The organism is Nonomuraea sp. NPDC050153, from assembly GCF_044460125.1.
In the GTDB taxonomy this organism is placed as follows: domain Bacteria; phylum Actinomycetota; class Actinomycetes; order Streptosporangiales; family Streptosporangiaceae; genus Nonomuraea.
Genome location: NZ_JBITJQ010000043.1, coordinates 1 through 18463 on the forward strand (window position 1 = coordinate 1; position 18463 = coordinate 18463).

Genomic DNA, 18463 nt, shown 5'->3' on the forward strand with positions numbered 1-18463 from the left:
GACCAGATCCGTCAGCCGACCCGACCCACCGACCTTGATCCACTCCACCATCCGGCGGACACTACCAGCACAAACCCCTATCTAAACGGCATTGGGCCGAGTGACAGAGGGCCGAGGTCGGGTTCAGCTTCTGGTTCTCACCAAGAAGGGGTCCTTGTCGGCGAGTCTATTTCTCAAGTAGAAGGTTCCGAGCCAGGTCCATCCATGGTTCCTGTTCTGCAGGCCATTGATGGGTCTGACGGAGTAGTCGTTCCCCACTTTTCCTTGGTACGTGCTGGCGAAGGGGAACTCATCGCACTGCAGACCGGCCTGGGTGTAGTGCTGTACCCACTTCAGGCTAGGGTTCAGCTCCCAGTAGTACAGGTCGCATTCGCCCTTCGTCAGATGGCTGTTAACCTGCCTTTCCCAGTTGAACTTCTTCCGATTCTCATCCGCGTTCTTCTTGCCCAGGAGACGGGTCAGTGGATTCGATCCCGGGACGTCGGCGTTGCCCGGGATGGTCTTGACCTGGCGCACGTTGTTCACCAGTTTGTAGGGCCAGGTGGCATGCGCCTTCTCGACAAGGAGGGATGTGCTCGAGTGGCTCGGGAAATGGTGACAGTCGGGATCTTGAGTGGGCGTCCGGAAACCCATATCGCAGCAGCCTTCTCGTGGAGGGTGTCAATTACCATCCGCTGGTGTGTGAAAGGTGGTGGTCGCCGCGGGCCTCGGTGTGACCCGCAACCCGGACGTCCGCCGCCGCCCTGGCGGCCGGGTCGCCGTGGCATGGCGCAGCCTGCGACGGCGGCCCCTGGTGCCAGTCCGTCTGCGGGCCGGGAGCCGAGTTTATCCGCGTATCCGCTGAGACGTGAATTATTTACAAGTACTTGGAACTGTCCGGATCCGCGTTTACAGTATCGCCGCCTGTCGCTAGCCTGCTGACCGCAGGAGGAAGAGACTCCTTTCCTCATATCGACGACCTGATCGAGGCGGCCTACACGCGGAATACCGGGCGCGAATGCTCGCGTCGACGTAGCAGTTGCCAGAGTGTGCAGGGAGCGTGATGCGATGAAAAATGTCAACGCGCAGGAACGAGAATACGCCCCGAACTTATCGACGAAATATCCGGCCGTCGCCGCGGAGGTCGACCAGTTACGAGAATTGTTGGAGCAGCAGTACCCGTCGTACTTCCTTCAGATCATCAAGCCCCATCCGAGCGGCGCTCGATACCAGCTGCTCCACACGGGAAAGGCCACGCTCTACACCGCGTCCTATGGCGGAGAGATCCGCACCGGGACGTCGGAGTCGTTGAACTTCTACGCGATCATGCCGCTGCACGGAGCCGGCGAGGTGGCGATCAACGGGGAGGACGTCTCCGCGCCGATCTCCCTCATCGGCCCCCAGCAGAAGATCGACATGCGCTGGAGCATCGACCACGAAGTCATGGTGATGCAGATTCCGTCGGTACTGTTGCAGGAGGCGCTGGAGCCTTACCTGGGTGATCCGGTCAAGGAGCGGTTGCGGTTCGAGCCGGGGGCGGATGCCGGCAGCGCGCTCGGCCGCACGTTCGGCATGTTGTCGTCGATCGGTGCGGCCGGTTCGCTGCCGTTCTCGGCCTCGAAGCTCGCCGAGCATCACTTCGAGCAGTTCCTGCTGCACACCATGCTCTCGTCCCAGCCGCACAACTACTCACACGAGCTCGGCCGGCCTCCCGCCTCGTGGACCCCCGCCGCTCTTCGGCGGGCGATCCGCTACTGCGAGGACCACGTCGGCGAGCCGATCACTCTCGCCGACATCGCCGCCGCCGCCAGGGTCAGCGTCCGCACCCTCCAGCTCGGCTTCCGCGAGCATCTGCGGACCACCCCGATGGCCTACCTCCGGTCCGTACGGCTGGCTCACGCCCACGCCGACCTGGTCCACATCGCCGGGACGGACAGCCCGGCGACCGTCACGGACGTGGCACTCCGGTGGGGATTCACCCACCTCGGCCGGTTCGCGGCCCTGTACCGGCAGACCTACGGCCGGCCGCCGTCCAGCACCCGGCAAGGACGCCGGTGAGCAGTGCGGCCGCCCAACCCTGAGCAGACCGATGGTGACCCGTTCAAGCGGGTGCCTGGTCCGCTCGTTCGAGGTCGATCGTCACCGCCGCGATGATCTGCCGCGCCCTGATCGCGGCCGCGATGTCACCCAGTTGTTCGGCCGCTTTCAGCGCGGCCTCATGGATGCCGGCCTTCGCGCGCCAGTCGCTGCGATGGTCGCACCAGGGCGTCAACGCCGCCGCCAGCTGGATGACATGGGAGGGGAAGTCGTTCCTCAGCGCCTGGCGCAGCACGGTGAACAGGACCGCGTGCTCGGCCCGGAACCACTCCAGTGCCTGCCGGCGGCAGGTGAGGCGCTCCGGCCGCACGCCGGGAGCTGGCGGGCTGGGAACGATCACGAGCGCCTCCGGCGTGAGGAGCCGCGTGGCCCGGTACGCGGTGTGCAGGTAGTGCTCGATCACCCGCCGTGCCGCCTGCCGGTGGAGCCGGATGTCGGCGACGCGGACCAGATCGTGCGCGTACGTACGCAGCAGGTTGTGCAGCGTGACCCTGCCGGGGACGGCCTCGGCCACCAGATGCGCCTCCAGGAGCACGTCCAGCAGCCGGTCGGCCTGCACCCTGCTGACGGCCGCCAGACTGGCCACGGCCGCCCGGGAGATGTCGGGCCCCGGATGGATCGCCAGCAACGAGAACAGGCGGGCCGCCTTGGCGGGCAGGAGGTCGTAGGAGTGGGAGAACACGGTGCGCATGTCGGTGCGGGCGTCCCGGGTGGCCAGCACGCTGACGTCGGTGCGGACGCGACGCAGCTCGGCCGAGAGCGCCGCGAGCGGAGCGGACGGTGCCGCGGTCGCGCGGCCGGCCGCGATGGCCAGGGAAAGGGGCAGCCGCCCGCACAGATCGATGATCTCATCGGTGGCGTGCGCGTCGGCCTCGACGCACTCGCGGCCCAACCGGCCGGCGAGCAGTTGCCGGGACTCGCGATGGGTGAGGACATCCAGCGTGAGCAACGTGGCCGCGTGCCGGCTGACCAGGCTGTTCAGCCCTTGCCGGCTGGTGATCACCACCATGCACGCGGTGCCTCCCGGCAGCAGCCACCGTACCTGGTCGGCGTCGCGGGCGTTGTCGAGCAGCACCAGCGCGCGCCGGCCTGCCAGCAGCGTCCGGTACAGCGCGATCCTGGCCTGCGGATCGACCGGAATCCGGTGTTTCGCCACGCCCAAGGTCTGCAGAAGGCTGGACAGAACGTCGTGCGGGTCCAGTGCGCTCTCGCCCGGCCCGAATCCCTGCAGATCGGCGTACAGCTGACCGTCCGGGAAGTGCTCGGCGGCCAGGTGCGCCCAGTGCACGGCCAGGCAGGTCTTGCCGACGCCGGCGGTGCCGGTGATGACGCAGACGCTGCTGTCCCCGCCGAGCAGCCCGTCCAGCCGCTTCAGCTCCTCGTCCCGGCCGGTGAACTCGGCCACGTCCGCCGGGAGCTGCCGTGGCGTGATCTGCACCGCCCGCACCGCCCGATCCTCCAGCAGGCCGGCGTGAATGCGCCGCAGCTCCGCGGAAGGGGCGGTGCCCAGTTCCTCGCTCAGCCCGCGCCTGAGCCGCTCGTACGCCGACAGCGCCTCGGCCCGTCTGCCGCAGCCGTCCAGCGCCAGGAGCAGGCGCCCCCACAACGGCTCGTGCCACGGATGACGGGCCACCAGAGTGCGTGCCTCGGGCACCAGCTCACTGTGGCGTCCCGCGGCCAGACCCAGGTCGAGCCAGCGTTCGGCGGCGGACACGTGCAGGTCCAGCAGGTGCGCGGCGTCGGCCCCGTGCAGTGCCGGAGAGTCGATCCCCTCGAACGGCTGCCCCCGCCACAGGGCCAGCGCCTGCTCCAGCGCCGCCGGCTCGGCTTCGGTGCCGCGCGCCGGCACCGCCTCTGCGAGCAGCCGCCGAAACAGCAGCGCGTCGACCCGATCAGGTTCCACCCGCAGCCGGTAACCCAGGGACGTCGTCTCGATCGCCTCCACGCCGAGCGTGTGACGCAGCCGGGCGATGTAGGTATGAACGCTGCGCCGGACGTTGTCCGGCAGATCACCCGCCCATACCACCGAGGCCAGCCGATCCACCGACACCGCCTCGCCCGCCGACAGCGCCAGGACGGCCAGCAGCGTCCGCAGCCGGTTCGAGCCCAGCTCGACCCGGGCCGTTCCCAGCCGCACGTCGAAGGGGCCCAGTACGGCCACGCGCAGTCCCCTCCCCGCGTCGGCGGTCACGCGGACCGGCCTTCCGGCGTCCGGCTGCCCTCGGTCGTCTGCCACACGCGGATGAGCCTAGCCATCGGCCCATGCCGGAAATATCCACGTCACGTCCTGTCCGCTGCGCGTTCGGGATAGCGCGAGCATCACCGGCCGTCATACGACCGGCTCTCAGACGACCGGCCCTCAGAAGACCGGCCCTCAGAAGACCGGCAGGGTGGGGGCCATGCCGAGGCGGACACGTCCGGCGGATTCGAAGAAGGCGGCGGAGTGGTTGTGGTGCTGGAGCGCGACCATCCCGTCGCGGAAGAGCCGCTCGACGCTGTTGCCCTGATAGATCGAGGCGGAGCTGCCCAGCTCGTACATGGCCGTCAGCACGTCGCGGCTGACGTGCGCGGCGTGACTCATGGCGGCGCGCAGCGCGGCGCGCAGTTCGAGGGTGACGGGCTCGGCGTTGTCTCCGGCGAGGTCGATGTCGCGCGCCGCGGCCAGCAGGAGCAGCCGGGCGGCCTGGAGCGCGGCCTCCGACCGGGCGATGACCGTCTGGGTGTGCGCCGAGGTGGCGAGCGTGCCGCCGGTCATCGTCCGCTTCGAGACCACGAGCGCGGCCGTCTCCTCGATGGCGCTCCTGGCCACCCCGAGGACGACGGCGGAGCAGCCGGGGACGACGAGCGAAGGAATGTAGCCCTGGTAACGGGGGCGCTGGACGCGGGCGGGCACGTCCACGCGCGCGACCAGGTCGCCGGGCACCATGGCGTCCTCGACCATGACATCGTGACTTCCCGAGCCGCGCAGGCCACTGGAGTGCCAGGTGTCCTTGACCGACAGTTGCTCCCGGCGCAGCATGAAGAAGCGTACGTCGAGCATGCCCTCGTCGGTCAGGAGCACGTTGTCGCCCTCCTTGATGTAGGCGGCCGCGGCGAACCAGTCGGCGTGATTGATCCCGCTGACGAGCTTCCAGTGTCCGGACAGCCGGTAACCCCCGTCGCACGGTACGGCGGTCCCCACCATGCTCGACGCCGCGAAGACCGGCTCGGGACCCGATCCCCAGATCCGGGCGTTGCCCGGCTCGTCGAGCAGCGCGCCGATGAATCCCCAGTTGGCGTTCCACACGATCCATCCCGCGGAGGCGTCGAGCCGGCCGAACCCCTCGTACACCTTCAGCACGGTCTCCAGCGGGGCTTCGAAGCCGCCGAGCTCACGTGGCGTGAGCAGGCGGAAGGCGCCGCCGTCCCGCAACTCGCGCACCAGTCGCTCGGGGAGGTCCCGCCCGGCCTCCATGTCGCCGGTGGCCGCGCCGATGGCGGTCTCCAGCTGTGCGGGAAGATCCAGCGGGTGGGCTGTCTGCATGGTCATGTGCTCACTTCGTTAGTGGTCGGGGAAGAAGGCCGGACTTCCGGGAGGACAGCGGACGGGCGACGTCAGGATGTGGATTCCGCATGGTCCTGGAGGGTGCGCGCCAGGAGGTACGCCAGGTAGGCCTCGTCGGCTATCGGCAGGCCGAGCCGGTTGTTCGTCATGTGCAGGTACGACGCGAGCAGATGCGGCAACAGCACCTCGGGATCGGAGATCACCTTGGGCGCCCTGGAGGTGCCCGCCTTGACGAAGGTGAGCCGGCCGGCGCTCCCGTGCTCCAGCACCTGTTCGCGCAGGCTCTCCCAGTGCCGGGCCCACATCGCCCGGAAGCCGGTCAGCCGGTCCGGCTCGCCTCGCCTGATGCTGTCGTGCGTGTCCATGAACCGGGTCGCGAGCACGTCCTTCATCGAGTCATAACACATGCGGTAACTGGCGGTGTTGTCTTCGACGATGCGGGTCGTCGAGCTCCAGTAGTCGAGTCCGAACGACGAGTTCCAGTAGTCGTGATAACGCTCCAGGAAAGTCGCCATCCGGCCGGTGTCGCGCATGAAAGTGGAAACGCTGATCATCATGAGCTGGGCGGCCAGGCCCAGCAGCACCGGCCTGACGTGCACGTTGGCCGTCCGCAGCAGTCCGATCACCAGATCGCTGGAGAATTCGAAGTGCCGCTCCGCGAGAGATATCCCGGCCGGCCCGCCGTAGCGATCGTATTCCGGATGATAGGCGCGGTAATGGAAGGTGTTGTTGTCCTGGACGGGTATCCGCCCCTCCGGGTACATCCGGCGCCGCTCGTTCTCGTCCGGATATTCCATGACGAACAAATCCTTCTGCGCCTTCAGCATGTCCTGGTCGAACTCGTACAGCGCCGGGCGGCTCGACAGGAACTCCCGCACGGCGGCCTCGGCGGCCGTGCGCACCGCGGAGGTGGCCGCCTCCGTGACCGGCTTCAGCCGTAGCCGGACGTGCGGGCCCTCCATCCAGTAGTTGATGAAGAAGTACCGCTCCAGCAGCCCGCGGCCACGAAGGTCGCGAACCAGCGGTGCGACGCAGTCGGTCAGCATCGCCTGCGAATTGGCGCTGTAGAAGATGTGCAGCGCCTGCCACTCGCCCGGCGCCGAGGCAGGTCGCGACCGAGGATCGCCGACGGTGTGCGACTCTGTTGTCATCCCTAATCTCCCCTGTCTGATCAGTGACCGCGCAGCGGCCTGGTCGTGCCGGTGATCTCGATGGTCTGCTCGGCCACGTACCGTCCTTCGGCCGACCTCAGCCAGATCTGCTCAAGGTCGGGAAGCATCTCTTCGAGCACGATCAGGCGATCGCCTTCACGCGCCATCCGGTCCAGCAACTGGAGCGAGAGAACGCTGCCGAAGTCGATGTACTGGGGTTTGAACGTCGGCATGGAGGTGCCCGCGCCGGGCTTGAGCGGCACCGCGCCGAGCGAGGCGAAAACCCGCTGCGGCAGGCCGTGCTCCCGCTGCCAGCGCCGCCAGGCGAGGAACGACTCCGCGTCACCGTCCGCGGCACCGCGCGCGGGAAGGAAGCCGGGATGTACGGTCCACCTGCGTCTCGACACGACCATGTCGCCGACGCGGATTCTCGGCCGGCTGCTGATCGTCGTGATCCGCTCGTGGGCACGCGTGCCGCCCCACATGTCGATCGTGGCGAAAATGGTCCGGGAGAACAGCAGCATCGCCCTCTGCACCTGGGGCAGTGCCGGCGGAATGATGAAGCCCAGGTAGACCGGGATGACCTCGCGGCCCAGGCGCCACGAGTACAGCCGCAGCCGGCCGGTCCGCTCGTCGTGGAGCACGCTGAGCTCGTCCACCGAGATCTGTTCGGACTCGTCCCGGAAACTCACGTCGCCAGGACAGACCAGTTCGTACGGGGTGATCGCCGGATGCAGGTTCAGGTTCGTGGTGTCGTACCCACCCGTGACCTCGGCGAACACCGCGTCGGCCGGTTGCAGCTTGGCGAGTTCGTCCCGCAGTTCGGCGGCCAGCCCACCGCGTTCGGCGTCGTCGAAACAGTGCATGAAGCGGGAGAACAACAAGGTCAAGCCGCTGTAGGTCTGGTTCACCACGGCGAACGGCGCACCGCCGTCGTCGCCCAGCTGCACGAAGAAACTTCTCGGCTCCAGGTCGAGCAGATGATCGGGCACCAGACCGGAGACCTCGTCGACGAACTCGTCGTCGAGCAGCACGTCGGTGCCGGATGCCGCGGCCAGTTTCATGCGGCGGATCAATTCCTGCCGCGCCCGCGTCATCGCCTCCACCTCGGGCAGCCGCAACCAGTTCGGGTCGGGGACGAACACGCCGTCCTCGTCGAAGCTCGGCCGCGAGGTGACCTTCAGGTAATAGGTGTAGTAGTCCTGGTGGAATTCGTGCACGAACCGCAGCACGTCATCGCAGCGTCCGCCGGCTCCGTAGCGAGCGGTGAAGAATCCGTGCAGGCTCAGCCGTTGCGGCACGGTGGAGTCGAACAGCGGCAACAACCGTGCCATCTGGCGCAGGGAGGGAGTCAGCGATTGCCGCCATTTCTCCGGGTCGGCCACCGCACCGGTGCCGGGGACGCTGACGTCCTCGTACACCAGGTTGCTCGGCGTGCTGGGCCGCACCGCGCCGAGCTCGCGTTGCGTTTCTTCCAGGCCGGCCCGGATCATGCCGATCAGCCTCCTGCGGGCCTCGTGATCGGCTGACGGGTACAGCTTCACCAGCTCGGAGATGCCGCCGAGCCGGTCGGCGACCGCTTGCGCCCATGGCGCGTCCAGCCGTACCAGGCCGTGCCGGAAGGATTCCACCGGGTCGGCGCTGTGGACGTCCAGGTGCAGGGCCGGCGCCACGAGCAGGCCGAGCTGGAGCAGGCGCCGCAGATACTCGCGCACGTCCTCAGGGGAACGGTTCGGCCGGTCGGCCGCACTGAGCAGCTCGGCCAGCCGCCCGAAGGACACCTCCTCCCGCTCACCCAGGATCCGCATGACCTCCTGCAGCAGGGTGCCCTGACGCAGGAAGAAGAGGTTCTCCCGCATGCTGTCCGCACCGGTCGGGGTGTCGTCGTCACCGACCACCCGGACCCGCCGCACGTAGCGCACCCGCTCCGTGTCGGCTCGCGAGCCCGACGTCAGGCGCACCGTGAGCTCGGGACGCAGGGCGAGCCGATCCACGATGACGTCTATCAGTCGCGCCAGTGCCGCGACGTTGAGACGGGCGTGACTGCGCCAGACGACGTCGAGGTCGAGCCGCGGGAAGAGGGAGCCGCTGCCGGGCACGAACCGCCCGAGCGCGACGGCGGTGAACGTGCTGAACGGGCTCGTCTTGCAGGCGGTGCGGTACACGTACTCCAGCAGCGACCGCTCGATGCGGCGGGCGCGCTTGTTCAGCGGGCCGGCCCCGGCGTCGAGATAGGCCGGCAGGTAGCGGTCCAGCGACGGAGACGCCAGCAACACGCCCTTGCGCAGTCTCGGATCGCGGGCGAGTTCACGCAGGTGGGCGCGGGCCAGGCCGGTTTCATCGGCCAGAACGGCGGCGCCGCGCCGGAGTTCCTCGTCATAGGCGGCGCGCTGGTCCAGCCAGCCGAGCAGGGCGCCGCGACCGTGGTCGTCGAGGTGCGCGGCGAGCGCCCTGGCTGAGGCCAGGTCCTTGGGGAGGCGGCGATTGAAGACATCGCGCCGCAGCGTGAGCAGCCGGCGACGCTGCTGCTCGTCGTCATTGTCCGCGATGGACTCCTGCAGCGCGTCGGCGATCACCTGCGTCGCCGCGTCCATGGCGGTCTCGGCCGCCAGCAGGGTGTCCGCCCATCGCATCCCCCGAGGGTTGGTCAAGGGGGCCACGGCGTCGATGGGCATCCCGGCCACCCGCAGCATGAACTGCGGGGTGACGATCCACTGCCTGCCGTCGTCCTGGCCCGCCGGGGCGTCCGTGCCAAGCGGGAAATCATGGTCTATCACCGGTGTCACCTCTTCGGGTCGGTGAGATCAACGGAGCCGGAAGCGGAAGTCGGGAGCCTGCTGGCGCTCGTGCCCCAGCATCACGATCAGCAAGGGCCATTCCTGGTCGGCGTCATCGCCGCTCAGGTCTCGCCGCCTGTCCAGGTGCTCGGCGTACGACACGTTGTCGAAGCCCAGCGCGGCCCCGCAGCCGATGTTCGCCGCGGCCGCGGCCAGATACATGGCCTGGGCGGCGGCGCCGACCTCCGCGTTGAGGAACCGGTAACCGCGCTGGCTGGTGGCCGCGATCACCGCGTGCGGCCGTGCCAGCACTGTGACGACGGCGGCGACCTGCTCCATGTTGTAGTTGTTCAGGAAGTAGTTGCGCTGCAGGAACGACGCGCTCACACCGACGCCGAGGGGCAGCAGCGTGTTGGTGGCGACGTCGTAGTCGTACGCGTCCGGGGGGACGCCGTCGACGTGGCTTGCGAGCACGGCCAGCCTGGTCAGCTCCGGCGTGCCGTCCGGCTGTTTGACATCCGACACGAGCCGGGCTCCCAGAGTTCCCGCGCGCAGCACCGCGGCCAGTTCGGCCTGTCCGAGACGGTGGTGTGCGCTGAATCTGCCGAAGCTGCTCCGGCGAGTGCGCAGGGCTTCCCGCACGGTGACGTCGAGCGGGAGCGGATCGGCCAGCTTGATCGCCTCGCCGCTGCCGCCGTTGTGGCCCGGCCGCGCCGCTTTCAGCTGGTCAGCCGGTGAACCGCCGGTCGGCGGAGTGGTGACGGTCGAGGCGTGCACGTGCTCGACCGCGGGATGCCGGACGACGGTACGTGACCTTTCCGCAGGGACGGCGGTGACGCGAAGCCTGGGCCGGCCTTCCGGGGACGGGCCCCCGCCGCAGGGCAGCGGCACCACGGCGAACACGCTTTCCTCGTGCGTCCGCACGCCCAGGAGCCGGTTGAGTGCTTCCTCGTCGAAATCGAGCAGCGGGCGCAGCGGAAATCCCGCCGCTCTCGACCACAACTGCCACGTCCCCAGCGCCGTGCCCACGTCCATGGTGACCACGTGGTAGCTGAAGTCCCGGTACTTGAAGGCGTTCTTCCAGAACTTGACCGTCACGAGCAGGAACTGGTCGCCCGCGGCCTCCGCCGGCGCGATCGCCTGACGCACCTGGCTCGTCACGTCACCGATCAGCAGTCTCTGCACACCGTGCTGGGCCGGCGAATAGTTGTAGACGCCCGGCAACATCGGCCCGCCGGACCCGCAGACCCAGTAGATCTCGAGCGGGTAAAGGCCGCCCCCGGACGCCGTGCCGCGAGACCAGACCGCGCGCGGATAATACGGCAGGGCCACCGTGTCGTCGTTGACCGTGACCGCCAGTCTGCGCCCGCCGTACGCATAGGAGTCGCGCAGCATCTCGTAGAGCATCGGCATGGTGAACGCGCTGCCGTCCCCGGGCGGCTGCCCGGTCAGGCTCGCTTCGAGAGAGGCGAGCGCGACGTTCGCGGCCGGCAGCGGGACGGGCGTGACGCCGGGATAGACGTTGTGCATGCGCGGCTGGTCGGCCCAATCGGGTTTCAGGCTCCAGTTCTCCGCCGGCGATCGATTGCGGCGCATGATCGCGGCGATGTAGTCGCTCGCTGTTTCGAACGCTTGCTCCGTGTCCATGGACGACTCCTCAGGCGCGCCGTAGCGGCGAGCAGGTGCGTTGGCCGGTTCATTGGCCGTTTCATTGGCCGTTTCATTGGAAGGGGTGCGGAGCCCGGTTGAGCTCCGAGGCTTCGAGATCGCTGTCACGGAGTCCGGCCCGGCGCGGGACGGTGCGGGTCCGCGTCATGTGCAGGGCGCGCTGGCGGCCCCACCCGAAGTCGATCGGCAGCAGGCCGGGGATCACCACGCTCGCCGTGTGCAGGCGAATCTCCGCCTGCTCCGGCGAGGTCTGGTCCACCACGATCACGTCGAAACCAGCCTTGACCACGGACTGAACGCAGAACCTGAGGTCGTCGAGCAGATCCAGGGTGCGCGGCCGCTCGTGCCGCCAGCCCCGGAACACCTCCTCCACCGCGGGAAGATCGGCCGGCCGGCCGCCGTCGCCGAGCAGATGGGCGGCGTGCCGGGCCATCTCGGGCAACCCGTAGAGCGGGGCGTGATCGGGCAGCGAAAGCACCTTGCCGAAGTCGGCCGCCTTCGCGGTGAGCTCTTCGGCGCGCAGCTTCGTGTAGCCGGGGAAATCCGGAATCGCGGACGCGACCTCGTACAGGCCGGAGGCGATCGCCTCCTCGGGATCGAGACTGGCGCCGGCCCCGAAGAGCAGTCTGCCCATGCCGCCGTCTCTGCGCTGGGCGACGGCGATCACGACCGGGATCGGGAATTCGATTCTGGCGTCGAACAGCCGGAGATCGTAGCCGTACATCGAGAGGCGATCCATCATCAGCCGGCTGCGGATCCTCGTGCTGCTGTACGGGTCGATCTCGCGCAGCCGCGGCTTGGCGTACCAGGCGATCAGGAACGCGTCACGCTCGACCAGTTCGAGGAGGGCGTGGAGGATCGCCTCTTCCAGGCAGCCGCCGGACGCGCACCCGTTCGAGCATTCCTGGACGAATCTGCCGGTCTGGTCGATCAGGTGGTAATAGGCGATGGCCGCGGGGACCAGAAGGGGACGCTCATCGCGCAGCGAGTAACCCCATACCCAGGGAATCGCCAGATCAGGATGGTAGGGCGTGTAATGCCGCGACCTGGCGTAGAACTCTTCGGTGTACAGGCCGCATTCGGCGGGATCCAGCGCCGAGCTCCGCAGATTCCGGTAGGTGCCGACCACCGGATCGGAGAAGCGCCGAGGCTGGGTGCCGGCGATCCGCTCGTGTGCCTCCAGTATTCCCAGGAGCGTGCTGCGGGCGTAACTGTCGGAATGACCGGCCCAGAACGTCTCATGGACATATCCGCCACCCGAGATGTCGATCCGGCCTTTCACGTTCGCCGTCGTCGTGCTCGTCATGCTCGGCTCCGCGCCGGTGCCGGCCATCCCGCAGACGGGGTTCGCGTACGCGCCGGGTTCCAGGTCGTACTCGGCGGCCGAGCTGATCCGGAAGTCATCGACCGACCGTTTCGGCCGGCTGCGCAGGGTTATGCGAGCGGCGTCGGCGCTGTCTTCAGCCGGAACAGCGCATCGAGGGCACTGCGAGTCCGCGACGATCGGATGACGCCGCACCGTCAGGTCTTTCAGCCGTAGCTCGTGCACGAACGGATGGCCGTGCCGGTCGGCGTGTTTCCGCTCCGGCGGCACCCGGACGATCTGCTGGACGGTCCGCCAGATCGCCTCCAGGCCGAACCGGGAGAGGAACGGGGAAGCCTGGTGCGCGACGAGCGAGCGCCCGCCCTCCAGAGCCTCACGTTCCACGCCGGTCCGCACCTGTTGCCACCGTCTGGCCAGGCAGTGGAAACAGGGGCGTGCGCTGTCGAACGGGCCGAGCAGCACGGCGTCGCCGTGCACATGGACAGGCAGCAAGCCCGTCGTGTCCGTGCCGGTATCTATCCCTGCGCCTGTGCCTGTGTCCGGTGCGTCGAGCCGCCCCATCGCGTCCTGCGCGTCGAGGAGCGCCACGCGAACCGTCACGGGACGGTCGATTGGCCCGGACGTCCGGGCCAATCGATCATGCAGGTAGCCGGCAACCCGTCGCCGATCGTCCGCGAGCGTCTGCGGGACCCGCTCCTTCATGACTTGCATCGCGCCAGGAGGACCCGGCAGGTCACCACGGCCGCCTGAGACCTGAGCTCCGGAGTCGTGGTGTCGACGACGAGAACGTCGCGGCCCTCGCCGGCGAGCTCGGCGACCAGGGCCGCGAGGTCGCTGGGGTTACTGGGTTCGCTGGGGTCGCTGGGGGAGCCGTCCGTCGTGGCCGGCACAGGTCCCCCGGACGCGGGCACGGCGCGGGCGTCGAAGCCGGGCAGCAGCGGCTCGCCGAGGTCGACGTCCTCGATCTTCGCCAAGTGACGCAGCTGGACCAGCCCGGCGAGATCTCGCAAGGCTCCGACGAGCGCGTCCTGCCGGGACAACGCGGCCTGCACGGTCCACAGCGGCCGGTCGGCGGAGTCCGCGGTCCGAGCGAGCACAATGCCGGCGTTGCGCCAGGGGGAGAGCTCAAGCACCTCCGGCCGGACGCTCAGGTTGCCGAAGGTCCGCAGTAAGAACTCCAGCTCGGAACCCGTTTCAGGATCCCCGCACAGGACCGGACGAGGTTCACCCCGTCCAGAAATCGCCGCACGCAGTGCCTCGAACGCGATCGCGGACAACAGGCCCGCCCGGACGGCCTCACCGATGCTCGCCCCGGCTCCGGCACCCGCCCCGCTCCGTTCGAACAACGAGTCGGCGTTGAGCCCCGACCACGGGTGAACCGCCGCGGCGGGCACCAGCCGCTGCTCTCCGCTCACCAGAGACGTCGCGGGAAGCCACGGGAGCGTCTCGCGTCCCTCGATCGCGAGCCCCGTGGAGATGGACAGGTCGGCAGGGGCGAGCGTGTGCGGCAGCTCCGTCGAACCGGTCACCGCGTTCCGGACGCTCGCCACCTGGCCGACATAGGCGAGCAGCGCGGCGCGCACCGCGCTCCGGCGCGCGACGGGCACGTAGTGCAGGTCGAACGCCGTGATCAGCCGAGTCCGTACGTCGGATCCGGCCTGGGCGCCGAGGCGGACCCTGCCGACCTTGAGCGGTGACTGGTCCAAAGCCGCGTCGTCGAACGACGACAGCACACCCGTGCGTGAGCCGACCAGTTCGTCGGCCTCTTTCAGCAGCGTCCTGAGCCGCCCCTTGTCATCATGATCGGCGTTGTTCGCGGCGCGGAACGGCCGCGGCGCCGTCTCGTGGACGACGGCCGGCGTGATGGGCCTGGCGCCGAAATCCTGATGCTCCGCGCAGGAGGGGCAGAGCGGGTGCGGCCACAGCCGCTCGCGCGTGGCCTCCAGCGTGGAGACGTCCTGGATCAGGACGCCATGGTCCGTCTCCGCGTCGAAGCAGCCGGTGACCAGCCGGAACAGGTCGAAGGCGAGCAGGTTGCCGACCATCGCCGCGAGCTGCGGATTGAGCCTCGGCGCGGCCAGGCCCGTAGCTCCGCACGCGATGCCGCGCCACAAGGCGGCCGCCTCGCGTGGCTCGGCGTTGGCTCCGTAGCGGAGCATGGAGCACGTCCAGCATCCCGCGGTCGCCGGGCGGGTGACCGGACCGATGACGACCCTCGAACCGATCGAGGTGGCGGACAGCACCACGGGACCGCCGTTCACGCCGGCGTCGGTCAGCCGCCGCAGTGTGTCCATGCCGATGTCGTCGCCGGACGCGAGCACGAAGTCGTATCCGCTCAGGGCGTGTGGCGTGAGGGCCTCGTCCAGGGTGAGGTCCGACAGGTGGACCTGCGGAGGGCATCCGGCCTCGGTCAGGTCCGCGACGCATTCCGCCAGTCCCGCCATGGCCACGGGGGCGCCCTCGGCCGCGCTCTCCGGCTGAGACTCGACCAGGCTCAGCGAAGCGAGCCCGTTGCGCAGCAGACTCTCGGCCGCCGCCCGGTTCACCCGGCCGGTGCCCAGGAGCAGCACCTTGGCCGTACGGAAGCGCAGAAACCGAGCCCTGGCCTTGTCGACGAAGTGCTCCACATAGTTCAGCTGCGAGGCGAACACCTGCTCGACGGCGGGGTCCACATCGATGTCGCCCGCCGGAGGTACGTTTCGTGCGAAACCGTTGTCGATCAACGACCGAACCAGTGAGACGACCATCGCCTGCCGTTCAGGCGCAAGGCCCGCGCACAGCTCGGCGAGCGTGTGTTCGCCGGTCAAGTACGGTGCGAGCGAGCACAGGAAACGGTAGGCCCATTGTCCTTTGACGACGTACACCTTTTCGGTGTTGCGCACCACGACTTTGTCGCCGACATCGTAGAACAGCACGTCATGACCCAACCTGGGCCGGACCGCGAGATCATCGGCCGTCGCCGGCTTTCCCTGTCCCGCCTCTGGCTCAAGCTCGGTAGCAGTCATCGTCGAGATCACTTCCTTGGCGTTCGACGCCATGTGCGTTGTGGTCATGAACAGGCAAGAGATCGTGGGGTGGTCGACCGCCACGCGACCTCTCTGACAGGCACTGCGCGTCCCGTCTCAGGAGTATGGCCGCAGCTTCTTTCGCTTCTCTTTCAGCTGTTGCCGCAGGTGGCAGCGGCGTGAAAGGGGGCGTTGCGATACTGCGCCTGTTCGGCCCGATCGTGCGAATGAAAGGAAACGCGCTGTGCGGACCATCGTCGAGAAGCCACTGTCGGATCTGTTCCAGGAGCTGGAACAGCTGGGGTCGGAGACGTTCGAGGTCTCGGACTACACCGAAGTCGACATCCACCTCTCCCCAGTCGCGGCCGGCACCAGTGCCACCAGCTGCTGCGGCACCACCAGCACCACGAGCACGAGCTGCAGCAGCGGAACCCAGAGCGGAGAGTGCTAGGGACGGGCGCCGCGCGTCCCGTCTCAGGAGTATGGCCGTAGGTTCTTTCGCTTCTCTTTCAGCTGTAGTCGCAGGTGGCAGCGGCGTGAAAGGGGGCGTTGCGATACTGCGCCTGTTCGGCCCGATCGTGCGAATGAAAGGAAACGCGCTGTGCGGACCATCGTCGAGAAGCCACTGTCGGATCTGTTCCAGGAGCTGGAACAGCTGGGGTCGGAGACGTTCGAGGTCTCGGACTACACCGAAGTCGACATCCACCTGTCCCCCGTCGCGGCCGCCACGAGCTGCTGCGGGTCCACCAGCACCACGAGCACGAGCTGCAGCAGCGGAACCCAGAGCGGAGAGTGCTAGGGATCCGCGGCAGAGCTGCCTGCGCCGCGGGATCAGCGCGACGTCACCGATCTCGGCTCGGCCGTTGATCTCCCGCTGACGCCGTCGGCTGCCCGCGGACTCCGCGGGCAGCCGACTCCGCTCGATCGGGGCGCCGGTGGCGGAGTACGCGGATGTGCTCGTTCATCTCGTGGGAAAGGCGGAGCAGGTGGCATCAGCGGCGGAGCAGGACAAGGAGACCAGCGCATCGGCGCCGGACCAGCTCCTGCGCTACCTGGATGCGCGGCTGGACAAGGGAGACCTGCCCGACGTGGCAGTGCTCGGGCTGCGCGACGCGCTGCACCTGCCCGAAGCGGAGAAGAGTCGTGGCCTCGTGCCGATCTTTTTCGCCGCGGGCTCGGCCATCCTCGGACCGGTGGTCGCCGGGCAGAGCCGCTCGGCTCCGTGCGGGCGATGTCTGGCCCTGCGGTGGCAACGCCTGCGTCCCGCACCGGAACGTGATGCGATCGAACGCGGGCGGCAGGTGCGGTCGCCGGCGTCGTCGCCGTACTTGACGCCCTTCGCGCTTGAAGCGATCTGGCGATTGTGGAATCTATTGCGGACCAACGCGACGGACAGCCGACGTCATCGCGCCGGAATCGCCCCGGTCTACGAACTGAATCTGCGGACCCTGCGGGTGACCCGGTACGACCTGCTGATGGACGCCGCATGTCCCGTATGCCTGCCGGGTGAACCGGACACCGCGGCCGGCGCCGTCCTCGACCTGCGTCCGATCGCGAAACCGGCGCCGGACCGCTACCGGCAGTTTCACCTGCGCGACCACGACCTGCCGGTCTCGGCACTGACGAATCCGATCTGCGGCGTGGTCGGCCGCTACGCGCACCGCGACGACCTTTCTTCCACCACGTCGCCGAGTTTCGGCATGTTCCAATTTCACGACGGCGTCGCTCTGCAGGAGATCCAATGGAGCGGCCAGACCGATGCGTTCGCGACCAGTGAGACCAGCGGGCTGTTCGAAGCGCTCGAACGTTATGCCGGACTCGAACAACGTCGATGGGCCGAAGTCACGGTGGACAGCTTCCACGCATTGTCCGCGCAGGCCCTCGACCCCCGAGAATGCGGCGTCTACGCGGACGAGGTCTACGAATCGGGTGCGTATTCGAGATTCGACCCTGATCGGCCGATTCCCTGGGTGTGGGGTTACTCGCTGCGTGACCGGCGGGCGGTTCTGGTGCCGCAGCGCACCGTCTTCTACGGCGGGGCGGATCGCACCGGCAACTTCGTGATGGAGTGCTCCAGCGGCTGTGCGAGCGGCGCGAGTATCGAAGAGGCGATTCTGCACGGAATGCTGGAACTGATCGAGCGTGATTCCTTCCTGCTCGCGTGGTACGGCAGGGCATCGCTGCCCGAAATCGATCCGGCCACGTGCCGCGACGAGTCCCGCTTCCTGATCGACCGGCTGCGGCTCTGCGGCTACGACGTGCGCCTGTTCGACATGAGAATCGACCTGCCGGTGCCCGCCGCGCTCGCGGTGGCGGTCCGCCGGGACGGCGGTCCCGGTACGCTGACCTTCGCGTCCGGCGCGTCCTTGGATCCGGAGGAGGCCGTCGCGTCCGCGCTGTCAGAGGTCGCCTCCTTCGCGCCGACCATGCCCGAGCAGTTCACCAGACGCCCTGACGAGGTCCGGGCGATGACCGAGGACTTCGGCAAGGTCCGCACGCTGATCGACCATCCGGCGTTGTTCGCGGCGCCGGGCATGAGACATCATGCCGACTTCCTGCTGTCGAACAGCCGGCTGACCCCCATGGGCGAGCTGTACCAGGAGTGGCAGCGGACTCGGCCCAGGAGCGCGGACCTGCTGACGGACCTGTCGTACTGCCGCGATCAGTTGATCGATGCCGGTCTGGACGTCCTTGTCGTCGATCAGACGGCGCCGGAACAGGAGTTGCTGGGCCTGCGCACAGTTCGGGTGATCGCACCGGGGCTCCTGCCCATCGATTTCGGCTGGTCGCTGCAGCGCGCTCTGCACATGCCCCGGACCCGTAACGCGTTCCGGCGCGCCGGATGGCGGACCACCGATCTGGATGCTTCTGAACTGCATCAGGTGCCGCACCCCTTCGCCTAGGCGCTTGAGGTTTTC

The 18463-nt window shown here is 68.3% G+C and carries 12 protein-coding genes; 4 read left to right on the top strand and 8 right to left on the bottom strand.

What is annotated here, in order from left to right; genetic code table 11:
* Positions 1-123: 123 nt before the first annotated feature.
* On the bottom strand, positions 124-516 hold the full coding sequence (locus ACIBQ1_RS54115) for a NucA/NucB deoxyribonuclease domain-containing protein (RefSeq protein ID WP_397290518.1): 393 nt from the start codon (positions 514-516) through the stop codon (positions 124-126).
* A gap of 531 nt (positions 517-1047) precedes the next feature.
* Here ACIBQ1_RS54115 and ACIBQ1_RS54120 point away from each other — a divergent pair.
* Complete coding sequence (locus ACIBQ1_RS54120; RefSeq protein ID WP_397290520.1) at positions 1048-2037, top strand: AraC family transcriptional regulator; 990 nt, start codon at positions 1048-1050, stop codon at positions 2035-2037.
* 43 nt (positions 2038-2080) lie between these two features.
* Here the strand turns inward: ACIBQ1_RS54120 and ACIBQ1_RS54125 are convergent, their stop codons facing one another.
* The 7 genes from ACIBQ1_RS54125 to ACIBQ1_RS54155 form a co-directional block, all read right to left on the bottom strand.
* Complete coding sequence (locus tag ACIBQ1_RS54125; RefSeq protein WP_397290522.1) at positions 2081-4312, bottom strand: BTAD domain-containing putative transcriptional regulator; 2232 nt, start codon at positions 4310-4312, stop codon at positions 2081-2083.
* Between the two features lie 138 nt (positions 4313-4450).
* On the bottom strand, positions 4451-5605 hold the full coding sequence (locus tag ACIBQ1_RS54130; RefSeq protein WP_397290523.1) for an acyl-CoA dehydrogenase family protein: 1155 nt from the start codon (positions 5603-5605) through the stop codon (positions 4451-4453).
* A gap of 65 nt (positions 5606-5670) precedes the next feature.
* Positions 5671-6771 (bottom strand): lantibiotic dehydratase C-terminal domain-containing protein, encoded by a 1101-nt coding sequence (locus ACIBQ1_RS54135; protein WP_397290525.1) that lies wholly within the window; start codon positions 6769-6771, stop codon positions 5671-5673.
* Between the two features lie 20 nt (positions 6772-6791).
* Entirely contained in the window at positions 6792-9548 is a 2757-nt protein-coding gene (locus tag ACIBQ1_RS54140; RefSeq protein WP_397290527.1) for a lantibiotic dehydratase, read from the bottom strand.
* Positions 9549-9575: 27 nt separating this feature from the next.
* Positions 9576-11195 (bottom strand): SagB family peptide dehydrogenase, encoded by a 1620-nt coding sequence (locus tag ACIBQ1_RS54145; protein WP_397290529.1) that lies wholly within the window; start codon positions 11193-11195, stop codon positions 9576-9578.
* A 73-nt stretch (positions 11196-11268) separates the two neighbouring features.
* Entirely contained in the window at positions 11269-13140 is a 1872-nt protein-coding gene (locus ACIBQ1_RS54150) for a TOMM precursor leader peptide-binding protein (RefSeq protein WP_397290531.1), read from the bottom strand.
* A 98-nt stretch (positions 13141-13238) separates the two neighbouring features.
* Positions 13239-15455 carry a TOMM precursor leader peptide-binding protein gene (locus tag ACIBQ1_RS54155; protein WP_397290533.1) on the bottom strand — a complete coding sequence of 739 codons (2217 nt, stop codon included), beginning with the start codon at positions 15453-15455 and terminating at the stop codon, positions 13239-13241.
* Positions 15456-15789: 334 nt separating this feature from the next.
* Here ACIBQ1_RS54155 and ACIBQ1_RS54160 point away from each other — a divergent pair, with 334 nt between their 5' ends.
* The 3 genes from ACIBQ1_RS54160 (at position 15790) to ACIBQ1_RS54170 (ending at position 18448) form a co-directional block, all read left to right on the top strand.
* Positions 15790-15996: a thiazolylpeptide-type bacteriocin gene (locus ACIBQ1_RS54160; protein ID WP_397290535.1), complete on the top strand. Its 207-nt coding sequence runs from the start codon at positions 15790-15792 to the stop codon at positions 15994-15996.
* 150 nt (positions 15997-16146) lie between these two features.
* Positions 16147-16344, top strand: coding sequence for a thiazolylpeptide-type bacteriocin (locus ACIBQ1_RS54165; protein WP_245956185.1), 198 nt, complete (start codon positions 16147-16149; stop codon positions 16342-16344).
* A 136-nt stretch (positions 16345-16480) separates the two neighbouring features.
* Complete coding sequence (locus ACIBQ1_RS54170; protein ID WP_397290537.1) at positions 16481-18448, top strand: TOMM precursor leader peptide-binding protein; 1968 nt, start codon at positions 16481-16483, stop codon at positions 18446-18448.
* Positions 18449-18463: the final 15 nt, after the last annotated feature.

Coding starts and splice junctions, on each gene's coding strand:
- ACIBQ1_RS54120 (WP_397290520.1), top strand. CDS start 1,048: ATGAAAAATGTCAACGCGCAGGAACGAGAATACGCCCCGAACTTATCG.
- ACIBQ1_RS54130 (WP_397290523.1), bottom strand. CDS start 5,605: ATGACCATGCAGACAGCCCACCCGCTGGATCTTCCCGCACAGCTGGAG.
- ACIBQ1_RS54135 (WP_397290525.1), bottom strand. CDS start 6,771: ATGACAACAGAGTCGCACACCGTCGGCGATCCTCGGTCGCGACCTGCC.
- ACIBQ1_RS54145 (WP_397290529.1), bottom strand. CDS start 11,195: ATGGACACGGAGCAAGCGTTCGAAACAGCGAGCGACTACATCGCCGCG.